Annotated in this window: 13 protein-coding genes, 10 pseudogenes and 2 other annotated features; of the genes and pseudogenes, 12 read left to right on the top strand and 11 right to left on the bottom strand. The window is 37.8% G+C overall.

Annotation, left to right across the window (positions count from 1 at the left end; translation table 11 throughout):
* Nucleotides 1–112: 112 nt before the first annotated feature.
* The 4 genes and pseudogenes from AC3IT7_RS15315 to AC3IT7_RS15300 form a co-directional block, all read left to right on the top strand.
* Nucleotides 113–388 (top strand): annotated as a pseudogene (locus tag AC3IT7_RS15315) (helix-turn-helix domain-containing protein); the annotation flags it as partial.
* A pseudogene (locus AC3IT7_RS15310) lies at nt 382–745 on the top strand (IS3 family transposase); the annotation flags it as partial. The pseudogenes AC3IT7_RS15315 and AC3IT7_RS15310, both read left to right, overlap by 7 nt.
* A 195-nt stretch (nt 746–940) precedes the next feature.
* The gene (locus AC3IT7_RS15305; protein ID WP_004733111.1) at nt 941–1,402 is read left to right on the top strand and encodes a DIP1984 family protein; all 462 of its coding nucleotides are present in this window, start codon (nt 941–943) and stop codon (nt 1,400–1,402) included.
* 472 nt (nt 1,403–1,874) lie between these two features.
* A pseudogene (locus AC3IT7_RS15300) lies at nt 1,875–2,815 on the top strand (IS5 family transposase).
* A 590-nt stretch (nt 2,816–3,405) separates the two neighbouring features.
* On the opposite strand, the gene AC3IT7_RS15295 reads toward AC3IT7_RS15300, so the two are convergent.
* Both AC3IT7_RS15295 and AC3IT7_RS15290 read right to left on the bottom strand, forming a co-directional pair.
* Nucleotides 3,406–4,083, bottom strand: a complete 678-nt coding sequence (locus AC3IT7_RS15295; protein WP_074382655.1) for an LrgB family protein — start codon at nt 4,081–4,083, stop codon at nt 3,406–3,408.
* A complete protein-coding gene (locus tag AC3IT7_RS15290; protein WP_005093813.1) occupies nt 4,077–4,463 on the bottom strand; it encodes a CidA/LrgA family protein in 387 nt (128 codons plus the stop codon). Before AC3IT7_RS15290 ends, AC3IT7_RS15295 begins: the two co-directional genes overlap by 7 nt.
* A 98-nt stretch (nt 4,464–4,561) precedes the next feature.
* On the opposite strand from AC3IT7_RS15290, the gene AC3IT7_RS15285 reads away from it, so the two are divergent.
* A complete protein-coding gene (locus AC3IT7_RS15285; protein WP_035337435.1) occupies nt 4,562–5,449 on the top strand; it encodes a LysR family transcriptional regulator in 888 nt (295 codons plus the stop codon).
* Nucleotides 5,450–5,489: 40 nt separating this feature from the next.
* Here the strand turns inward: AC3IT7_RS15285 and AC3IT7_RS15280 are convergent, their stop codons facing one another.
* From AC3IT7_RS15280 to AC3IT7_RS15265, 4 genes are all read right to left on the bottom strand, one after another.
* Nucleotides 5,490–6,290 carry a sulfite exporter TauE/SafE family protein gene (locus AC3IT7_RS15280; protein ID WP_005093808.1) on the bottom strand — a complete coding sequence of 267 codons (801 nt, stop codon included), beginning with the start codon at nt 6,288–6,290 and terminating at the stop codon, nt 5,490–5,492.
* 41 nt (nt 6,291–6,331) lie between these two features.
* Nucleotides 6,332–6,826, bottom strand: coding sequence for a flavin reductase (locus tag AC3IT7_RS15275; protein WP_005093807.1), 495 nt, complete (start codon nt 6,824–6,826; stop codon nt 6,332–6,334).
* A 98-nt stretch (nt 6,827–6,924) separates the two neighbouring features.
* Nucleotides 6,925–7,968, bottom strand: coding sequence for a methionine synthase (locus AC3IT7_RS15270; protein ID WP_004733166.1), 1,044 nt, complete (start codon nt 7,966–7,968; stop codon nt 6,925–6,927).
* A gap of 51 nt (nt 7,969–8,019) precedes the next feature.
* Entirely contained in the window at nt 8,020–9,003 is a 984-nt protein-coding gene (locus AC3IT7_RS15265) for a putative oxygenase MesX (protein WP_005093804.1), read from the bottom strand.
* A 274-nt stretch (nt 9,004–9,277) separates the two neighbouring features.
* Between AC3IT7_RS15265 and AC3IT7_RS15260 the strand changes: the two are divergent.
* Nucleotides 9,278–10,511: pseudogene (locus AC3IT7_RS15260) on the top strand (IS3 family transposase).
* Nucleotides 9,567–9,683: a sequence feature (AL1L pseudoknot), on the top strand. It overlaps the preceding pseudogene by 117 nt.
* Nucleotides 10,512–10,704: 193 nt before the next feature.
* The gene (locus tag AC3IT7_RS15255; RefSeq protein WP_004647714.1) at nt 10,705–11,373 is read left to right on the top strand and encodes an epoxyqueuosine reductase QueH; all 669 of its coding nucleotides are present in this window, start codon (nt 10,705–10,707) and stop codon (nt 11,371–11,373) included.
* On the opposite strand, the pseudogene AC3IT7_RS15250 reads toward AC3IT7_RS15255, so the two are convergent.
* The 5 genes and pseudogenes from AC3IT7_RS15250 to AC3IT7_RS15230 form a co-directional block, all read right to left on the bottom strand.
* Nucleotides 11,370–12,760 (bottom strand): annotated as a pseudogene (locus AC3IT7_RS15250) (methylenetetrahydrofolate reductase C-terminal domain-containing protein). The gene AC3IT7_RS15255 and the pseudogene AC3IT7_RS15250 sit on opposite strands and share 4 nt — an antisense overlap.
* A gap of 188 nt (nt 12,761–12,948) precedes the next feature.
* Nucleotides 12,949–13,065: pseudogene (locus tag AC3IT7_RS15245) on the bottom strand (putative oxygenase MesX); the annotation flags it as partial.
* A 9-nt stretch (nt 13,066–13,074) separates the two neighbouring features.
* Nucleotides 13,075–13,191: pseudogene (locus tag AC3IT7_RS15240) on the bottom strand (transposase); the annotation flags it as partial.
* Between the two features lie 50 nt (nt 13,192–13,241).
* On the bottom strand, nt 13,242–14,447 hold the full coding sequence (locus tag AC3IT7_RS15235) for a tyrosine-type recombinase/integrase (RefSeq protein ID WP_479741525.1): 1,206 nt from the start codon (nt 14,445–14,447) through the stop codon (nt 13,242–13,244).
* A 359-nt stretch (nt 14,448–14,806) separates the two neighbouring features.
* Nucleotides 14,807–15,780 (bottom strand): annotated as a pseudogene (locus AC3IT7_RS15230) (IS3 family transposase).
* Nucleotides 15,389–15,505: a sequence feature (AL1L pseudoknot), on the bottom strand. (Overlaps the previous pseudogene by 117 nt.)
* Nucleotides 15,781–16,285: 505 nt before the next feature.
* On the opposite strand from AC3IT7_RS15230, the gene mqo reads away from it, so the two are divergent.
* From mqo to AC3IT7_RS15205, 5 genes and pseudogenes are all read left to right on the top strand, one after another.
* Entirely contained in the window at nt 16,286–17,920 is a 1,635-nt protein-coding gene (gene mqo, locus AC3IT7_RS15225) for a malate dehydrogenase (quinone) (RefSeq protein ID WP_005093636.1), read from the top strand.
* Nucleotides 17,921–17,992: 72 nt separating this feature from the next.
* Complete coding sequence (locus tag AC3IT7_RS15220) at nt 17,993–19,267, top strand: MFS transporter (protein ID WP_489250052.1); 1,275 nt, start codon at nt 17,993–17,995, stop codon at nt 19,265–19,267.
* Nucleotides 19,268–19,323: 56 nt separating this feature from the next.
* The gene (locus tag AC3IT7_RS15215) at nt 19,324–19,809 is read left to right on the top strand and encodes a hypothetical protein (RefSeq protein ID WP_035337386.1); all 486 of its coding nucleotides are present in this window, start codon (nt 19,324–19,326) and stop codon (nt 19,807–19,809) included.
* 108 nt (nt 19,810–19,917) lie between these two features.
* Nucleotides 19,918–20,858 (top strand): annotated as a pseudogene (locus AC3IT7_RS15210) (IS5 family transposase).
* Nucleotides 20,859–20,912: 54 nt separating this feature from the next.
* Nucleotides 20,913–21,092: pseudogene (locus AC3IT7_RS15205) on the top strand (cytochrome d ubiquinol oxidase subunit II); the annotation flags it as partial.
* Nucleotides 21,093–21,218 lie beyond the last annotated feature (126 nt).

The following is a 21,218-nucleotide window of genomic DNA, read 5'->3' as shown; positions in this document are numbered from 1 at the left end:
CACAGTGTGTTAGAACCCATTTAAAGTGTCTATATTCTCACCAATAAAAATGTCTAGTTTATGATGGTTTTTATCACCATGGACTGGATATAAAATATAGATGCTGATCACTATGTCTGACAAAGAAATTCAACGTCTTGCAGAACTGCAAGACGTTCGAGATCATCATATTACCCAGATTCGTGCTGCTGAAATCCTGAATCTTTCCACCCGTCAAATTACCCGGTTACTGCAGAAATACAAAGTTCAAGGTCCAGCTGCATTAGCCCATACGGGTCGTGGCCAAACCAGCAATTCCAGGCTTTCTTAAGAACTCAGACTCAAGTGCCTCAATATTGTTTCTGATCAACTGCATGGTTTCGGACCAACCTTGGCGCATGAAAAGCTTATTCAACAGGAGTTATGGTTCATTCTGACCAAGGCAGTCAGTACTGTAGTCGTGCTTTTAGAGCACTATTATTGACGAATAACTGTATTCAAAGTATGTCACGCAGTCTTGCGCAGTACACTGCTCATGTTGGGACAATGCAGTGACTGAAAGCTTCTTTCATACATTGAAAGGTCATGTAATCTATGGCGTGTGTTTGCCACTCGAAAAGAAGCGAATGCTGTCTTGTTTGACTATATCGAGATTTATTACAATCGAATCAGAAGACATTCTGCAAATGGCTGGTTAAGTCCTGAAGCCTTTGAACAAAAATATTGTAAGAATTTAGAGGGATCGACTGTCCACAATACTGTCTAGGATCAGATAAAGGATTCTGCATCTGAAAAAGGCCTTTAGCTTAATTCTGAGCTTCGACTAATGACAAAATATAAGACTTCTACCTCTGAAAATTATAAAAAATCAATTGTTTTGATCTTTAAAGAATGAGGATATAGTATTTGTGAAATTACTTAGCTGCTTAAAACTTAATTCTAATTGGTTAATAGGTGAAAAATGAAATTAGCAGAAGCTCTCTTACTTCGAAGTGATCAACAAAAAAAAATTATTTCACTAAAACAACGTATCAATGCAAATGTATTGGTACAAGATGGTGATAAACCATCTGAAGATCCTAATGAACTATTAAAACAAGTATTTTCTTTAATTCAAGAATTTCAAAAATTAAGTTATGCAATTCATGAAACTAATGCTTTAACAAAATTAAATGATGGTCGTTCTCTACTTGCTTTATTGTCTTTGCGTGATGAATTTGTAGAACAGCACAAAACCCTAACTGCAGCAATAAGTAATACATCTCGTGAATCTGATCGTTATAGTACGCGGGAAATAAAGTGGCATAAAGTTATTCCAGTTTCATCATTACAAAAACAAGCTGATGATATTAGTCTTAAATTACGTGATTTAAATGTGTTAATTCAGTCGAATAATTGGAAAATTGATTTGATTGAAGCCTAATAGTCCTTTAGATATAATCAAGTTGAACATACTGGGCGAGTACAAGATCCCTTACTTCCACAACATAGGATTGTAAATAAAGTGTAGTGGCTTGCAAAGCAAGTGGATAAGCTTAAAATTTTAAGTACAAATCAATCCATCACTTGGCAGAACTCAAATCTTTGTGCAAACAAAGTTACACGTTACTTATAACTACCATGTACTGACAGTATGTTCACCTCAATTACTAAAAATAAAGAAATGAGCAAGCATCAGCTGAAGCACATTCCTATTTTTAATTCGGTTCGGCTTTGTTGCATAACGAGCTGAAAGACAGATTTTGAAAATAGCGGATTCAAATCACAAGTGCGACACATTTGTAGTTAGGTGAAAAAGTTAGGTGTATTCGTAGAATCATTAGACTTTTTCAACTCGCAATGGCTTTGTTGCACAAAGCTATTCTTGAGGGCTTCTTTAGCAATATAATTTCCAGATGAAGAAGCCTGCACCTAAAACTTACCGTACAACCAATTGGTCCTCGTATAACCAAGCTTAAATCAAGCGAGGAAATATTTCAATCTGGTTTGATCCTAAGACCCAATGGTATGCACAACCACAAGGCAAGCACGGACGAAATCAAACTTATTCCGATACAGCGATTCAATGCTGTTTAATGATCAAATCTCTATTCCGTCTTTCTTTACGTATGGTCACTGGCTTTGCTCAAAGCCTGATTAAACTCTGTGGCTGAGCAGCCCCGAATATCAGTGATATTCGTACTCCACCCTCTGTAGACGACAAAAGCATATTGATATTGCGATAAGCTATCAGAAAAGTCGTGATGGGTTACACCTACTCGTCGACTCTACGGGTTTAAAATTTTTAGGTGAAGGTGAATGGAAGCGTAAGAAACATCAGCCTGAATACCGTCGGCAATGGCGTAAACTGCATATTGGTATAGATGCTGAAACACTGCAAATACGTGCCGTTCAGCTTACGACAAATAATGTCAGTGATTCACAAGTACTAGGTGATTTACTGGATCAAATCCCACCAAATGAGCGAATAGATTCTGTCTATACCGATGGGGCGTACGACACGAAGTGCTGCAGACAAGTGATTTCAGATCGTCAAGCACATGCAGTAATTCCACCCAGGAAGAATGCCAAGCCCTGGAAAGATTCTAAAATCAGTTCAATAGAACGAAATGAGTTACTTCAAACGGTTAAGCATTTAGGCAGAACCCTATGGAAAAAATGGTCGGGCTATCACCGTCGCAGTTTGGTGGAAACCAAGATGCATTGCATCAAATTATTAGGAGATAAGCTGACGGCAAGACATTTTCAAAGTCAGGTCAATGAAGTTCATGCGCGTGTGGCAGTTCTGAATAGATTTACGGAATTAGGTAGACCTCACACCCAAGTTGTCACTTAAATTTGAATGGATTGGGGAAAACTCAGCTTTTGAATGTTTATGCAACAAAGCCACTCGCAATTGGAAAGCACGCAATGAAGAAATACACCCAACTCTCTCAAGATGAAAGTAAGCGTCCGCTGAGCCCCACTTTTTCTCACTCATGAATACCACGATAGTGTCCACTAAACTTTAAGTGGACACCTATTTATGGATTTAAAGACAGTTATAGACAGCACACCAATGCTAAAAAAGCCCCGTCGAACCTTCACGGCTGAATTTAAACATCAACTTATTCAGCAATGCCAGCAGCCAGATACATCAGTGGCTAACTTAATCGCTGCACTGGTAAACCGAATGAACTTGTAATAACGACTTTCGCAAGAGGTCTATTACTATCATTTAATTATTGCATTAAGTTTAATGATAGGTATTGTATGCGATTTGGCTCGTAATCATTCAGCTATACTTTTTTGATAAAGAAAAGCATGGCTGAAAGCCATGCTTTAGAATTTACTTAATATAATTATGTCAATTTTATAAATATTTAATACTTCTTATTTCTGAGAAATCTATAACTCTCTATACTGCTTAATCTCTATAGCTAGGCCTTAAATCAGCATCAATATCAAATAGGGACCAACAAATACCATTAAAATTCCAGATAAGATCATGCATAAACATGCTGCTACTCCTTCATCTGTATGACGCAAAAAAGCTTTTACTGTTCCAAAACCATGACCTGCATTTCCTAGTGCTGCACCTTGTGCGACATTATTCTTTAAGTTAATAAGTCCAAAAACTAAATTAGCTACTAAAACTGCTGCAATTCCAGTCAGCATAGTAAATAAAATAGATAACTCAATCGATCCATTAATTTGATTTGCGAGTTCCATTGCAAATGGAGTTGAAATAGAACGGGTCATTAAACTAAGTGTTAGTGTTCTATCTAAAGAAAAATACTGAGCTAAGGCGTATGAACTCAACACACCACTTAACATACCAAATACAATCCCTAAGCTAATAGAAATAAAATGTTTAGTAAGAATATGTTTATATTCATAAATAGGGAGAGCAAAAGCTACAGTAGTTGGTCCGATCATCCAAACTAGACCTTGGTTAAATTGCATATATTGCTGGTATTTAACCTGTAGCACGTACAATAATATAATTAGGATGAGTGGTACTGCGATACCTGGTGCTAATAACATATTAGGAAATTTATGGTAAATGCGTAGGAAAACAATGTAGCCAAATACCGTAAGTAATAAAAAAATTATACTTAACATTCGTTTTTTTCCTTAGCAAATTGACCTTCTAGTCTAATCCCCCAATAAACACTATATGCAGTGCTAATAAGGACACAGATAGTACTAAGAACTACAGTAATAATTACCTGAAATCCATAGAAAATAAATAGCTCTTTAAATTGGATCAATCCAACTACACAAGGGATAAAAAATAGTACTAGGTGCTGAATTAAAAATTTTCCGGCAATTTCAACTGATTGTAGCCTTAGAAAACCGGTTAATAAGAAAAATAGTAATAATATTAACCCTATAATATCACCGCTAATTTTAAGATGAAAAAGATGTTGTATACCCCCTCCTAACCCCCAAAAAATCATTATCAAGGACAATTGTAAAAAGAATCGTGTGAATTTCCACATAGCTAAGTCTTCCTAAATAAATATAATTGTATTCTTTTAATTATTTTCCTATTATGAATAATTCTATAAATATTATTCATAATAGGAATATTTTGATTTTGGAATTGAAGCTTCTTAGAATTTTTGTACAAGTAGTTAAATCAGGTAGTTTTTCAGCAGCCGCTGAACAACTCTGCTATACACAACCAACGATAAGTAAATCTATACAACAATTAGAACAACAAATTGGTGAAAAATTATTCATCACTGGGTATAGGAAACGTCACGTTAAACTGACCTTTATAGGGGAACATGTTTATAAACATGCACTATCTATATTGCAGCAACATGAGGATATGCTAGACAGTATTCAAAATATAAGATCTCTCAAAGCAGGAGAATTGAGTCTAGGTTTACCTCCATTAGGTGCAATTTTAATGCATCGTTTGATTGCGCGATATCATAGAAATTATCCTGAAATTAAGCTGAATTTTTTGGAAGTAGGCTCGTTAAAAATAGAAGAAGCCTTAGTGAATAAAAAAATTGATGTAGGAATAGTTTTAGGAAATCCACATAGTGATCTGTACTCAATAAAAATATTAAATTCCCCTTTATGCTTATTAGCAAAACAAGATTCACATTTAACGAAATACGAGAAAATTAATTTTGATGATTTAAAAAATGAGAATTTTATATTTTATACAGATGATTTCAGTTTAACCCCCATCATATTAAGTGAAGCTCAAAAAGCAGGATTTGAACCTAATATTGTCTGTAAAAGTAGCCAATGGGATTTCATAGTAAAAATGGTAGAGGCAAATATGGGCATAGCTATTCTTCCAGAAATTTACTGTAGAAAATTTAGTAACTTAAAAAAAATATACTTCAATAGTGATGATATGACCTGGCAATTACATATGGCTTGGCATAAAGGATTAGAGATCTCTCATGCAACAAAAGCCTGGTTAAATTTAGTAAATAAATATAGTCATGAAATAAGTCTTTAAAATTACATTTAGCATAAAATCTCTTATGCGAAGTCCAATATTAAATTAATCCCTTCACAAGGAAGAAGCTTGCTACAATGACCAATAAAACTGCAAAGCATTTCTTTAACATTGCTGGTGATAAAGCATGTGCCGCCTTCGCACCAAACTTAGCCGTAATGAAACTCATGATGCTAATGCCAATAAATGCATAAATATGCACATAACCAATGGTATTAGGTACATTAATCTCAGCATTTATACCAAAAATAATAAAACCTAATGCACCAGCAACAGCAATGGGGAGTCCACATGCCGCAGATGTTCCAACCGCCTTCTGCATGACCACACCATAGCGATTCAGGTACGGAACCGTCAGGCTACCGCCACCAATCCCAAAGATTGCTGATGCAACTCCAATCACACTACCAGCAGCAATTTGTTGACCTGATGAAGGTAAAGTTTTCGTTGGATCAATTACTTTTTTGGCACCTGTAAACATGGTATAGGCAACCCAAATCAGAAATAAGCCAACAATGATTTGTAGATGTAATCCTGATATCAAGCCTGCAATACCCGCCCCAAAAAAGCAACCAATCGCCATGGGTGGTGCTAGATTTTTAAATACCGACCAAATCACAGCCCCATTTTTATGATGCGCCATCAATGAGCTAATCGAAGTAACAACAATGGTTGCTAAAGATGTGCCTAATGCGAGGTGCATAACCACATCGGGGTCATAACCCATTTGAGTAAAGACAATAAAAAGCAGTGGCACAATAATCGTACCACCGCCGACACCAAACAGCCCTGCTGCAAAACCAGCAAAAGCACCGATGACTAAAAAGGTTATAAGTTCCACAATAGACTAACTTTAAAAAATGAAAGGATTAAGGCGTTGAATTAAGCGTGTTCCAACTGACCCACTTGATGATAAGCACGGTTAAAATACACCAGGCTTTCTTCTTGATCGCTTTGTTGAACTTGAAGCACACGACACATGAAAATACTGTGTGTACCCACTTGCTGAATGTCCTGAATTTCACAGTCAAAACTGACCAAGGCATCTTGCAAAATAGGTGAACCAGTTTCCAACGCACTCCACTCACCTAAGTTGAAACGCTCTTCAGAACTGAATTTACTTGAAGCAAAAGCATTTGAAAGCTGTTCATGCTGAGTACTTAGTACGTTTACAGCCAAGACTTTATTTTCAACAAAATGGGCATGTGAACGGGAGGATTGATTCATACAGACCAATAACGTTGGCGGTGTATCCGTCACGCTACATACGGCAGATGCAGTAAATCCATGCATACCTGCTTTACTCGCAGTCGTAATAACATTCACTGCTGTGGTGAGTAAAGACATTGCATTTCTAAAGTCTGTTGCTTCAATCATCTCTTTCATCTCAAATGTACATATCACGTGCTCGTGCTTTAAGTAGAACAAATCATCTTGCAATAATTTGCCCCTGCTTCGCACGAGACTATGTTTGATTAAGCTTCTAGCTCTTTACGAACAATGGCAGCACCTGCGCTTAAAGCCTCAAGCTTGCCACGTGCAACTTGGCGAGAAAGTGGTGTCATACCACAGTTGGTTGAAGGATAGAGTTTATCTGCATCAACAAATTGAAGTGCTTTACGTAAGGTATTCGCCACTTCTTCTGCAGTTTCAACTTTGCTAGTTGCCACATCAATGGCACCCACCATCACTTTCTTACCACGGATCAATTCGATTAAATCCATTGGTACACGTGAGTTTTGGCATTCAAGTGAAATAATATCGAGCTTAGATTGTTGTAGTTTCGGGAATGACTCTTCGTATTGACGCCATTCATTACCTAAAGTTTGTTTCCAATCTGTATTGGCTTTAATGCCGTAACCATAGCAAATATGAACTGCAGTTTCACATTTTAGACCTTCAAGTGCACGTTCTAAGGTTGGTACACCCCAGTCATTCACTTCATCAAAGAATACGTTAAACGCAGGTTCATCAAATTGGATAATGTCTACGCCTGCTGCTTCAAGTTCTAAAGCTTCTTGGTTCAAAATTTTGGCAAATTCCCAAGCCAGTTTTTCACGGCTCTTGTAGTGTCCGTCAAAAAGTGTATCAATCATGGTCATTGGACCAGGCAACGCCCATTTAATTGGCTGACTGGTTTGGCTGCGTAAAAATTTCGCATCGTCTACAAACACTGCTTTTTTACGAGAAACTTCACCCACAACTGAAGGTACACTTGCATCATAACGATTACGAATACGCATGGTTTCACGCTTTTCGAAATCTACACCTTCAAGATGTTCAATAAACGTGGTTACAAAGTGCTGACGGGTTTGCTCACCATCACTCACGATATCGATACCTGCAGTGACTTGCTCATGTAATGATAATTTCAAAGCATCACGTTTAGCTTCTAATAATTCTTCGCCTTCAAGCTTCCATGCAGACCATAATTTTTCAGGTTCAGCTAACCAAGACGGTTTTGGCAAGCTACCCGCAGTTGAAGTTGGGAGTAAAAGTTTCGGTTGTGTAAGCGCCATGTCTAATCTTCTTTCTCTAAAATTCGTCAGTCTGTGTGTCAATTCGATGTCTTAAGCAGCTGTTTCGACCTTAAAGTTTGCTGCCCATTCATTTAAAATGTCTTGATAAGGCTTAATGAAGTTTTCTTCTGTCCATTTACCTTGCTTAACCGCTAACTCACCACGTTCAACACGGTCATAAACGATACGTGTCAGTGAGTAATCGCCATAGCTCAAGCTTGGTTGATACTCCACACCTGCCGGAGAGTTGGTGTTGTAAATTTCAGGACGATAAATTTTTTGGAAACTTTCCATGGTCGCAATAGCACTGATCAATTCAAAATCAGTGTAATCACGGACCAAATCGCCAGCGAAATAGAATGCTAATGGTGCATTACCACCTTCTGGTTTAAAGTAGCGTACACGTAAACCCATTTTTGCAAAATATTCATCGGTACGTGAATATTCATCATTTTTGTATTCCACACCCAAAATAGGATGTACGTTGGCTGTACGGAAATACGTTTTAGATGTTGAAACGCTTAAGCAAATGACAGGTTGTTTTTTAAATTCTGCTTTAAATACATCTGAATTGACTAAATGTTGATAAAGCTTGCCATGTAGATTGCCAAAATCTTCAGGTTTTTCACCTACACCACAACCCAATTGTGGCAATACCACGCTGAAGTCGTAATCACGCACATAAGATGAGAAGCTATTGCCGATCATGCCTTCAATACGCTCATTGGTGTGGTGGTCAAGGATGGTACTTTTTAAAGTTTCAATAAATGGAAAGGTTTGACCATTGCCTTCGATATCAATTTCAGCCGAGATGATATCGATTTCAAGTGAATAGCGATCACCTTTTGGATTGTCCACGGTGGCCAAGCTATTGAAACGATTGTTGATCATTGCAAGGGTACGAGCAAGGTTTTCTTGGCGGCTTTCGCCACGTGCCAAATTAGCAAAGTTGGTGGTTAAACGTGTGTTGTTTGCAGGCGTATAGTTCTCATCAAAACGAATACGTTTAATTGAACATTGAAATGCTGTACTCATGGAGATAGGCCACCCTAAATTTTTATAAAAAGCTAAATTTCTGTATGGCTGTATTTAAGCGTGAATCATAACATGAGTAAAACGATATAAATTCAGCTTAAGATGAGAAATACTCATCTTAATAAATTAAAGATGCTGAGGATTTTTAGTTATTCAGTAAGCTAAGCGGCTATCTAAAATCTTTATCTGAAATTGGTAATGTTTTTTGCAACTCTACCAAAGATAGAACCGTACCGGGTTTGTCGGAGACTCAATATTCTGAGAGACTATTCCGATGACAAAATTAAAATATACCCCTGAAATCAGAGAAAGAGCGGTTCAATTATTGATTGAATCTGAAAAAGATTATCCATCGAATTGGGCTGCGATCACCGCTATTGCTCCCTGAGCAGTATACTGCGCAAGGGTTGTACTCCTGAAACACTACGTGTTTGGTATCAAAAATATTTAGATAAACAAAATCCAGTTAAAGTACAGCAGCTTTCAGACCAAGAACGTATCAAACAACTCGAACGCGAAAATAAAGAACTGCAACGCGCCAATGAGATTCTACGTAAAGCAGCCGCTTTTTTTGCCCAGGCGGAGCTCGACCGCCCACACAAATAATGGTGGATTTCATCCATAACAATAAAGACTTATATGGTGTTGATGCGATTTGTAGAATTTTACCGATCGCAGCTTCAACCTATTACCGGACTCTAGATCTCTGCGAAAATCCAGAACATCGAGCAAAGCGAGATTTACATGACTTGCATCATGCTGAGGAGATTAAACGAATTTGGAAGGAAAGTTCAGGTCGGTATGGTGTACGTAAAGTCTGGCAAAAACTGAAACGTGAAGGCTATATTATTGCACGCTGTACTGTTGCTCGATTAATGAAAAAGCTAGGTATACAAGGTGTTTGGCGAGGTAAGAACAAACAAACCACCCGTAGCCGAGATGACCAAAAACGAGCACCTGACTTGGTGAAACGGAATTTTAGAGCTGATCAGCCTAATCACTTGTGGGTTGCTGACTTTACCTATATTCAAACAAATTCAGGCTGGGTCTATACCGCCTTTATTATTGATGTGTTCTCACGAGCAATTGTTGGCTGGAAAGTATCTACACGAATGAATACAGATATGGTGCTCGATGCATTGGAGCAAGCATTGCATGATCGAGGCATGCCAAAGAATGTGATTCATCATTCCGACAGAGGTGTGCAATATCTTTCCATTCGCTATACCAATCGTTTAGAAGCAGCAAATTTACGAGCATCAGTCGGTACAACTGGTGATTCATACGATAATGCTCTGGCTGAAACGGTGAATGGCTTATACAAAACAGAGGTGATTGAATATTTAAAAGCAGATTGGCAAGGTTTAGCAGATGTACAACTTGCGACACTAAATTGGGTAGATTGGTTCAATAAAGAGCGTGTACACAGTGCACTGGGTTATGTATCGCCTTTTGAGTTTGAAGCAATGTACTATGATAAGATTAACCCGTTAGGTCAGGTGGCCTAACTTAAATAAAGAAGTCTCCGACAAACCCGGTACGGTTCACCTTTACAGATAGGTTTGTGCAACAAAGCCGTTCTTATTAAATTTCAATTAGTGAATTTCTTTCATCTTAACCTTAGAAAATATCAGTATATCAAATCCTTACTATCTAATTAAATCGTTAAAATATAGGGTTTAGATTTAAACCCATATAACTATGTCAAACAAACTTGAACGTCAGAAATTGACTCTCCCAGCAGGTCACGATAAGCTTCTGCTTCACTCCTGCTGTGCACCATGCTCGGGTGAAGTGATGGAAACCCTAATTGAATCAGGCATTGACTTTTCGATCTTTTTTTATAATCCCAATATTCACCCTGTCAAGGAATATGAAATCCGTAAGGAAGAAAATATTCGCTTTGCAGAAAAACATAATATTCCTTTTATTGACTGTGATTACGATACAGACAATTGGTTTGCACGTGCCAAAGGCATGGAAAATGAGCCAGAGAAAGGTATTCGCTGTACCATGTGTTTTGATATGCGCTTTGAACGGACTGCCCTTTATGCAGCTGAAAATGGCTTCAGCCTAATTAGTAGCTCATTGGGTATTTCTCGTTGGAAAGATATGAAGCAGATCAATGATTGTGGGCATCGTTCTGCTTCACATTATGAAGGTATCACCTATTGGGACTACAACTGGCGTAAAAATGGTGGTGCTGTTCGTATGCTTGAAATCAGCAAGAAGGAAGAATTCTACCAACAAGAATATTGTGGCTGTGTATACTCCTTACGTGATACCAACCGTTGGCGTATGAGCCAAGGTCGTGATCGCATCAAATTGGGCGTGAAATTTTATTCGAATGCCATGGATGATGAAAGCTAAGCTTCAGTCGCCAGATACCAATTTTTCCAGGAACTGGTTCCACGGACTTCAATGGGTACAGTTGGAATCAGTTTTTCTTTTAGAACGTCAGTCTGTCCCACGGCTTTGGCAAGTCGGGCTTTCACAGAATGATGCATTCACGATCTCCAAACTCACAGCGATCCAATGTCGTACCACCACAAGGATCATTCGCCAATCCTTTGGGACAAGTTTCAGGGCAAATATATAAAGTATCTCCTAACCTACATTGACCACAACTTTCACAACCCACGACCCCTTGCTTAGAGATAAATTCAGTTTTTAACAATGCTTTTGCTGCAGGCGTATTTTCCCAGAATGAGGCTTTAAAAATAAAATGCCCCACACCTTTGGCAATTTTGGACTCAAATAGAGCCTTGTGCATGAAATGCAATTGCTGATATTTAATAAGCTGGCTAGAGGATGGTTGGCGGGAATAATAAGCTAATTCTGGCACGAGTTCATTTTTAGTCTTCACTTGCCACAGTGCATTCCAGAGTGCTTCGAGTTCCTGTAAACCATAATGTCGATATTGTTCAATATATTTTTCTAAAAGCTTTTGCTCTTCAGGCTTATGGCATGCTGAAAGATGCACACCTGCAAAACCCAAATATTTACACATCAATATTTGTATAGCACAACGTTTATAAGCATTCTCAGTTCGTCCATCCTGTTCTTCCTGAGCCAACACTCGTAACATGTGTGGTGTAATCACAATTCCTGCGACATTATGTTTCACCATAAAATTGGCACGTGCCAAACTAAGTGGCATAACACAAGCAAGTATATTTTGTGGGTATCGATGACGATTTAAAAAAGCCTTGGCTTGTTTTAAAGCCTCCATATCGTAACCCAACTGGGTAACGATAAAGTCTGCTCCTGCTTTAATCTTTTTGTGAAGTTTTAAATATTGTGCATCACGTTCAGCTTCAGCATATTTAAAGGGATTAAAAGCTACACCAATGTGAAATCCACCATAACACTTTGCGGCCATGACCGCATTTACAGACTCTAAATATCGGGTGCGATTCGTTCCATCTTGACCATTTGTATGCCCTTTTAACTTATCACCTGTGAGAAGCAGTAAATTTTTCTGTCCCGAAGCTTGAGTTGATTTTAAGAAGGTCTCAAAATCAGTAATATCCCGACCTTTCCCTGAATAATGGATGATTTTTTCCACTGATGAAGGAAATGTCTTCGCACATTCAAGTGGTGCCAAATCACTATCGGCATGCACTCGATCTGCCAAAGTGATCGCACATGGAAATTCTGCTAAAGACATTGGTACAGCAATGCCTTTAGCAGAACTTAAATATTCCAACAAAATACAAAACTGATTGTGCTTAAAATGAGAAGCAAGCTGTGACATAAAATAAAGTTCAAATAAAAATGATTGAAGCAGGTCGCTATTATATTCGACCTAACAGAATCAGCCCGATTAATCTTAATCAGGCTGATATAGAAAATTTTAGTCAACAATTATGCAATGAATCTATTCACTACATTCAATCAGGCAACTTTCTCATGAGATTCTCGCTCTAATGTGAAATGAAATGCCTATTCTTCAAGAATATTTTGATACGGCTTAATGAAGTTCTCTTCTGTCCATTTACCTTGCTTAAGATTCAATTGAACACGTTCAACACCGTCATAAACTTTACGAGTTAAGAGAAATCATCATTGTGAACAGACTATTTCTCTAAGTTGATTCATCACAACATGTAATTTATAGCCATAGAACCGGCCCATTGAGCTTTTATCACGAGATGCAATTTTAGATAATGATTTATGGCGGTGAATAGGTTTGTGCAACAAAGCTTATTCTAATTAAAACTTGGATTTCATAACCATTAATTTACAGTACAACTATCAATAAAATCGCCCCACCATTGCATCATTTCCATACGCTGATTAAAATATTCTGCATGATTATAACTTGCACGGGTTTTATTTTTATCAGTATGAGATAGCTGTGCTTCAATCCAATTTGATTGAAATAAACCGGATTCATTTAATATGGTACTAAATGTCGATCGTAACCCATGAGAAGTTAATTCATTTTTAGTATATCCCATTTTTCTGATAATCAAGTTCAGGGTATTAAAATGAATAGGTTTATTATTGTTTCGGGGGCTAGAAAACACATATTTTTCGCCATGAGACCAAACGAGTGCTGATTTCACAACTTCAAGTGCTTGATCAGATAGTGGAACAAAAAAATCAGGGATATCATGACCTAAAATAACCTTTCTTCTATATTGTTTAATATGTAAGGCTGGTATTTTCCATATTTTTTTATCTAGATCGAAGTGATGTGGTTCACAAAGCAATAATTCTCCACCACGGACGCCTGTATATAATTTAAATAACAGGGCTTTTTTAATAATAGGATCTGTATTAATCTGATTTAATTTAGCTAAGAAATTAGATAGTTCATCTGAATTTAAATGAGGATAGTTTTTCTTAATCTTATTGTTGACTAATATTTTATGAAGTCCATGTGCAATATTATATTCACAATACCCCATCGCTACCGCATAATCATAAATCTGATTTAAATAACTATAGGCTTTCTTTACAGGTTCTTTTACATTTCTAGATTCTATATTTTTAATAATCTTAACTAGATCATATCTTTTAATTTCAATAAATGGCATTAGTCCAATATTTGGATAAACATCCTGATCTAAACATTTTTTTGCGAGCTGAATTACACCGCATCGTGGTTCATCTTCAAAGGAATTTTTAATTTTAAATTCTAACCACTCTTCACAAATATCCTGAAAAGTTTTGATGTATTTTTTATGCAGTGGTTTATTTTCATAATTATTAAATTTATATTCATCCCGGACTGATCTGGCCTCTTTCAAGGACATTACAGGATATTCACCCAACTTCATGCGAGGACGTTTATTTGTCCCTGCAAGTGAATAGCGGTAACTCCAAGATTTACGCCCGTTTGGTTCTACCTTCAAACTTAAGCCATCATCATCTGCCAGAAAATAGATTTTTTCCTTTGGTTTAGCTTGACGTACCTTAATTTCAGTAAGACTCATGAATTTTTAACCTAACCACAAATGGCACTGCTCAATTCAATTATAGCAAATTTAAGCGATATTCATATGATGCGTATCATACGCATCACATATTTCTATAAGTAATTGTTAAATAAAATTTATATTTAGATTGGCTAGTCCTTAGTAACCAATTAATTAACCATTAATTTTGCAAGTCTTAAATTGGCATTTGAAGTGTAACCCCATGTTATGACTATTCACATTTCTGCTCTATGATTCATGGTTACTTATTAGTTATGTTATTATGTCAGGAGCGATACAAGAATTAGGGTAACCTTATGGAAATAGCGAATACGAAATGAACCGTACCGGGTTTGTCGGAGACTTTTTTATTTAAGTTAGGCCACCTGACCTAACGGGTTAATCTTATCATAGTACATTGCTTCAAACTCAAAAGGCGATACATAACCCAGTGCACTGTGTACACGCTCTTTATTGAACCAATCTACCCAATTTAGTAATGCATCGAGCACCATATCTGTATTCATTCGTGTAGATACTTTCCAGCCAACAATTGCTCGTGAGAACACATCAATAATAAAGGCGGTATAGACCCAGCCTGAATTTGTTTGAATATAGGTAAAGTCAGCAACCCACAAGTGATTAGGCTGATCAGCTCTAAAATTCCGTTTCACCAAGTCAGGTGCTCGTTTTTGGTCATCTCGGCTACGGGTGGTTTGTTTGTTCTTACCTCGCCAAACACCTTGTATACCTAGCTTTTTCATTAATCGAGCAACAGTACAGCGTGCAATAATATAGCCTTCACGTTTCAGTTTTTGCCAGACTTTACGTACACCATATTGACCTGAACTTTCCTTCCAAATTCGTTTAATCTCCTCAGCATGATGCAAGTCATGTAAATCTTGCTTTGCTCGATGTTCTGGATTTTCGCAGAGATCTAGGGTCCGGTAATAGGTTGAAGCTGCGATCGGTAAAATCCTACAAATCGCATCAACACCATATAAGTCTTTATTGTTATGGATGAAATCCACCATTATTTGTGTGGGCGGTCGAGCTCCGCCTGGGCGAAAAAAGCGGCTGCTTTACGTAGAATTTCATTGGCACGCTTTAATTCTTTAATTTCACGTTCCATTTGCTTCATTTTTTCTTGATCAGATATCTGTTGTACTTTAATAGGATTTTGCTGATCTAAATGCTTTTGATGCCAGGCACGAAGTGTTTCAGGAGTACAACCAATCTTAGGCGCAATTGCTGTGATTGCAGCCCAAGTAGAAGGATAATCTTTTTCAGATTCAATCAATAATTGAACCGCTCTTTCTCTGATTTCAGGGGTATATTTTAATTTTGTCATTGGGATAGTCTCTCAGAATATTGACTCTCCGACAAACCCGGTACGGTTCACCTTAAATTTGGCTCAATTAGGGGCGCTTTGCCTTTCAAATCTTTGTGCAATAAAGCCGTTGGAAAGTAATCTTGAAACAAGTTATAAGCTTCTTTTTCATAAATTACTGAGTATTTGTATAAATATTCAACATCTGATTTTTTAACCCAGATATTGAATTAAAATAAAAACCAATAAAAACCAATAAAAACCAATAAAAACAAACATCATTGGTATTTATATTTTAATCATGTTCATTTACAATAAAAATTACTAAGTCAATATGTATTTAGTCTAAAATATCCATCAATCAAAAATGTGTGATAGCTTCGAACGTTAATCTTTGCATACTTGTAATTTTGAGTATTACTTCAATTCTCTAAGCTAATTCTTTACAAGTGTTCCTATCACCATAATTGTTATTCTTGTCTTCGCTATAAAGCGATCCAAACCTGCCCTCCATGGTCATAATCGCATGAACAAATTTTTAAAATACCTATTGGTATTCATCGTTCTGCTTATTATTGCAGCACTAATCTTTTTATTTAGACCTATCGCGTCTAAGAAAATTCAAAACACCAGCAATGAGCCTGTCGTTGACGCAGTCTTAGTTGGTGGGGGCATCATGAGTGCAACCCTAGGCACATATCTTAGTGAACTTGAGCCAAACTGGCAAATTCGCATGTATGAACGCCTAGACAAAGTTGCACAAGAAAGCTCTAACGGCTTCAATAATGCTGGCACAGGTCACTCTGGCTTTATGGAAATGAACTACACCTCTGAAAAAGATGGGAAAATGGACATTACCAAAGCTGCAAAAGTGGCTGAACAATTTGAAGTTGCAAAACAGTTCTGGTCTTATCAAGTCAAAGAAGGTGTTTTGGGACGACCAAATAGTTTCATCAACCCTGTACCGCACATTGCTTTCGTTTGGGGCGATAACGTGAATTTCCTCGAAAAACGTTACGCTGCAATGGTTAAAAACCCAATGTTTTATGGCATGAAATTCTCTGAGGATCCTGCTGAAATTAAACAATGGGCCCCATTGGTGATGAATGGCCGTGATGCTGCACAAAAAGTAGCTGCAACACGCATGGATGTAGGTTCGGATGTGAACTATGGTTCGATCACCACTCAATTGGTCGATCACCTTAAAAAACAATCTAATTTCCAGTTACAAACATCGACTGAAGTGACTGGCATTAGCCAAAACGATGATAAAACGTGGACTGTTGCATTTAAAAACCTCACTACAGGGAAAACAGATCACGTGAAAACGCGCTTTGTCTTTATTGGTGCAGGCGGTGCAGCGGTTAAACTTTTACAAATGACAGGCTTACCAGAAGCGAAGCAATATGCTGGCTTCCCTGTAGGTGGCGTGTTCTTAATGACCGACAACCCAAAAGTCACTGAAGGTCATACTGCAAAAGTTTATGGTCGTGCTGAATTAGGCGCACCGCCAATGTCTGTTCCACATATTGATACACGTTATATCGACGGTAAAAAATATGTGTTGTTTGGTCCATTTGCAACTTATTCAAACAAGTTCTTAAAACAAGGTTCTCAGCTTGATTTATTGAAATCAACCACTAAGAACAACGTTTTACCAATGACCGCTGTGGGTATGGAAAATCTTGATTTGGTGAAATACTTAGTTAGCCAAGTCATGATGACCGATGAAGACCGTTTTAATGAGTTGAAAAAATACTATCCTGATGCAAAACCAGAAGACTGGCGCATGAATCAAGGTGGTCAACGTGTTCAAATCATTAAGAAAGAACCAGGCAAACCTGCAAGCTTGCAATTTGGTACCGAGATTTTTGCATCACAAGATGGTGCTGTGACTGCCCTATTAGGTGCGTCTCCTGGTGCTTCAACTTCCCCTTATATTATGTTGAGCTTGCTTGAAAAAGCATTCCCTCAGCAAGTAGCAGGTAAATGGAATCCGAAATTACATGAAATTGTAAAATCGTACCAACAAGAACTCAGCACTAATCCTGTGCTTCTTGACCAAGTTCGCCAATACACCAGCACAACCCTTGGTTTGAAATATACACCTATGGCTAAAGCTGCAAATGACGAAACTATTGCGGTAGCAAAAGCACAGTAATCTGCTTTAAACCCTAAAAAGGATGGACTTTGCGCCATCCTTTTTTAATTCATATTTGAAACTATTCTGTTTATGTCGCTTTTCCATTCCGATGCTTTTTTGGCTTTTCGTTCACGTGATTTTTCACTTCTGAGTGTCAATCAGTTGTGCTTAATTCTAACCATCATGATTCAAGAAGTCGTCATTGCCTATAGTATCTATCAACTCACTCAAAATCCACTCAGCCTTGGCATGATTGCCTTAATTGAGTTACTCCCCTTTATTTGCCTCTCCCTGATCAGTGGCGACTGGGCTGATCGCTATAACCGACAAAAAATTGTGCAGTGGAGTTTTAGCTGTAGCACTTTAATTCCATTATTATTTATTGTTCTTTTTTCTCAGTACCAACAACAGCACATTCAACAAAATACACTTTTATGCGGCATTTATAGCCTCATCTTTTGCTTAGGCATACTTAGAGGCATTTACAGCCCATCATTTAATTCATTACGCCCTTTTCTAACCCCCGAGTCAGCCTATAGCAATGCAGCCACATGGACCGCGCTCATTTGGCAAATAGGCGGCATTTTAGCGCCTTTATGCGCAGGACTTTTACTCGGCCAACTTGGGCTTGAAAAGACCCTCTTTATTGTTTTTTTCTTGTGTTGCGTGGGTAGCATCTGCTTATTCAGATTAAGTCCTCGTCAATTCCCTAGCCCACATAAACAGCATTTGAGCAAAAGTTTGAAAGAAGCCTATTTGTTTATTTTTAAACATCCACTAATGTTTTGGAGTATGTTGCTGGATCTCAGCGTCATGCTTTTTTGTAGTGTCATTATCTTACTGCCTATTTTTGCACACGATATCCTGCATCTTGGTGTTGAAGGCTTAGGTATACTCAGAGCTGCACCAGCTATTGGCGCCTGTATCATGATGTTGATGTTGACCTGTTATTCTCCGATGCAAAATGCATGGAGAAATATGCTCTATAGTAGTTTTGCAATTGCTTTATGTATTTTAGCCTTTGCACTATCCTCCCATGTTTGGCTCTCAGTCTTCTTCCTTGTTTTAATCGGTGCCTTTGATAGCATTAGCATGGTCATTCGACAAACTTTATTACATCAACTCCCCCCAAAAGCACTATTAGGGCGTGTAGCGGCTTTAAATGGCATATTAGTCACTTCAGGCAATCAGCTCGGTGCCCTACACATGAGCCTGATGACGCGCTATTTTTCTGTGGTGCCAGCAGTACTTATTGGAGGGACGCTGTGTTTAATAATCTGTGGTCTAAGCTCTACTCGTACGCGACATTTATTCAAGCCATCTCCAACACTAAAAAAACATGCCCCAGTGGCAAAAAGTGAATAGTATGTTAAGCTTCAAATCCTCTTTTAATAGGATGTGAGTTTTCAATAGAGCAAATTATGAAACAGATTTTCACCTTTTCACACATTCTCTATACCAAACTCTATTCTTTCGCACTATCAGTGTTGTTGGCTTATTGCCTATTCAATGCAATTTATACGTTCATTATTGGTGGAACTGGTTTTTATTTATTTGCAACTTTTATTTTAGCTTTTCAATGTAATTTCGCGTTACGCACTTCTCTGCATGACCGTATTTACACCAGTTTAGGGATAGTTTTGCTTATTATTGGGTTATTGTATACACATGGAATTCACTTTCTAAACCATTTAAAAACAATTGTATTGGTTCCTTCTTTAATTCTAACTGCTTTTGGAATAGATAATTTATATAGAAAGCCAAATAGACTTAGTTGTCTTAAAGTTGGACTGATCCTCGGCCTATTGCTATTAGCTTATATTCAATATTATGATTTAGTAGAACTGCAAAATTATTATGACTCTTTACATAATGATGAGACTTGGCAGCAATTTGGCGCATTATAACAGCTAGCACAAAAAAATTCGGTGGGTGAAAAATTTACAATCCTAATTCTGATTGGCTTTGTTGCACAAAGCTATTCTTGAGGGCTTCTTTAGCAATATAATTTCCAGATGAAGAAGCCTGCACCTAAAACTTACCGTACAACCAATTGGTCCTCGTATAACCAAGCTTAAATCAAGCGAGGAAATATTTCAATCTGGTTTGATCCTAAGACCCAATGGTATGCACAACCACAAGGCAAGCACGGACGAAATCAAACTTATTCCGATACAGCGATTCAATGCTGTTTAATGATCAAATCTCTATTCCGTCTTTCTTTACGTATGGTCACTGGCTTTGCTCAAAGCCTGATTAAACTCTGTGGCTGAGCAGCCCCGAATATCAGTGATATTCGTACTCCACCCTCTGTAGACGACAAAAGCATATTGATATTGCGATAAGCTATCAGAAAAGTCGTGATGGGTTACACCTACTCGTCGACTCTACGGGTTTAAAATTTTTAGGTGAAGGTGAATGGAAGCGTAAGAAACATCAGCCTGAATACCGTCGGCAATGGCGTAAACTGCATATTGGTATAGATGCTGAAACACTGCAAATACGTGCCGTTCAGCTTACGACAAATAATGTCAGTGATTCACAAGTACTAGGTGATTTACTGGATCAAATCCCACCAAATGAGCGAATAAATTCTGTCTATACCGATGGGGCGTACGACACGAAGTGCTGCAGACAAGTGATTTCAGATCGTCAAGCACATGCAGTAATTCCACCCAGGAAGAATGCCAAGCCCTGGAAAGATTCTAAAATCAGTTCAATAGAACGAAATGAGTTACTTCAAACGGTTAAGCATTTAGGCAGAACCCTATGGAAAAAATGGTCGGGCTATCACCGTCGCAGTTTGGTGGAAACCAAGATGCATTGCATCAAATTATTAGGAGATAAGCTGACGGCAAGACATTTTCAAAGTCAGGTCAATGAAGTTCATGCGCGTGTGGCAGTTCTGAATAGATTTACGGAATTAGGTAGACCTCACACCCAAGTTGTCACTTAAATTTGAATGGATTGAGGAAAACTCAGCTTTTGAATGTTTATGCAACAAAGCCGTTTATGGCCTAACATCATCCCGCCAACTGTTTCCATCTGGCAAGCTGCTGCTCCTGAGTCGAGTATGAAATTTGCACTGGTCGGTGCTGTCATTCTGATTCCGATTATTCTGGTTTATACCTTTTTGTCCTACTGGGTGTTCCGTGACAAAGTGCGTATTGGTGATGAAGGCTATCATTAAGCAAGGTGACCCTAATGAAAAAAATGCAAAATCGTTTGAATCCTACAGCATGGTTCATATTATTATGGTGTTTTGGTTTCCTATCCTTAGGCTTAATTGCTGGCTTTTTTAGACTGCTACTCAGCT

This window comes from Acinetobacter sp. KH_038, from assembly GCF_057839405.1.
Note: the sequence above shows the minus strand (reverse complement) of the source record. Positions and strands in the feature narration are given on the sequence as shown.

What these genes read in the sequence shown, in the direction of transcription:
- AC3IT7_RS15270 (WP_004733166.1), bottom strand. Translation starts at nt 7,968, where the DNA reads ATGGCGCTTACACAACCGAAACTTTTACTCCCAACTTCAACTGCGGGT.
- AC3IT7_RS15255 (WP_004647714.1), top strand. Translation starts at nt 10,705, where the DNA reads ATGTCAAACAAACTTGAACGTCAGAAATTGACTCTCCCAGCAGGTCAC.
- AC3IT7_RS15295 (WP_074382655.1), bottom strand. Translation starts at nt 4,083, where the DNA reads ATGTTAAGTATAATTTTTTTATTACTTACGGTATTTGGCTACATTGTT.
- AC3IT7_RS15305 (WP_004733111.1), top strand. Translation starts at nt 941, where the DNA reads ATGAAATTAGCAGAAGCTCTCTTACTTCGAAGTGATCAACAAAAAAAA.
- AC3IT7_RS15275 (WP_005093807.1), bottom strand. Translation starts at nt 6,826, where the DNA reads ATGATTGAAGCAACAGACTTTAGAAATGCAATGTCTTTACTCACCACA.
- AC3IT7_RS15215 (WP_035337386.1), top strand. Translation starts at nt 19,324, where the DNA reads ATGAAACAGATTTTCACCTTTTCACACATTCTCTATACCAAACTCTAT.
- AC3IT7_RS15235 (WP_479741525.1), bottom strand. Translation starts at nt 14,447, where the DNA reads ATGAGTCTTACTGAAATTAAGGTACGTCAAGCTAAACCAAAGGAAAAA.
- mqo (WP_005093636.1), top strand. Translation starts at nt 16,286, where the DNA reads ATGAACAAATTTTTAAAATACCTATTGGTATTCATCGTTCTGCTTATT.
- AC3IT7_RS15220 (WP_489250052.1), top strand. Translation starts at nt 17,993, where the DNA reads ATGTCGCTTTTCCATTCCGATGCTTTTTTGGCTTTTCGTTCACGTGAT.
- AC3IT7_RS15290 (WP_005093813.1), bottom strand. Translation starts at nt 4,463, where the DNA reads ATGTGGAAATTCACACGATTCTTTTTACAATTGTCCTTGATAATGATT.
- AC3IT7_RS15265 (WP_005093804.1), bottom strand. Translation starts at nt 9,003, where the DNA reads ATGAGTACAGCATTTCAATGTTCAATTAAACGTATTCGTTTTGATGAG.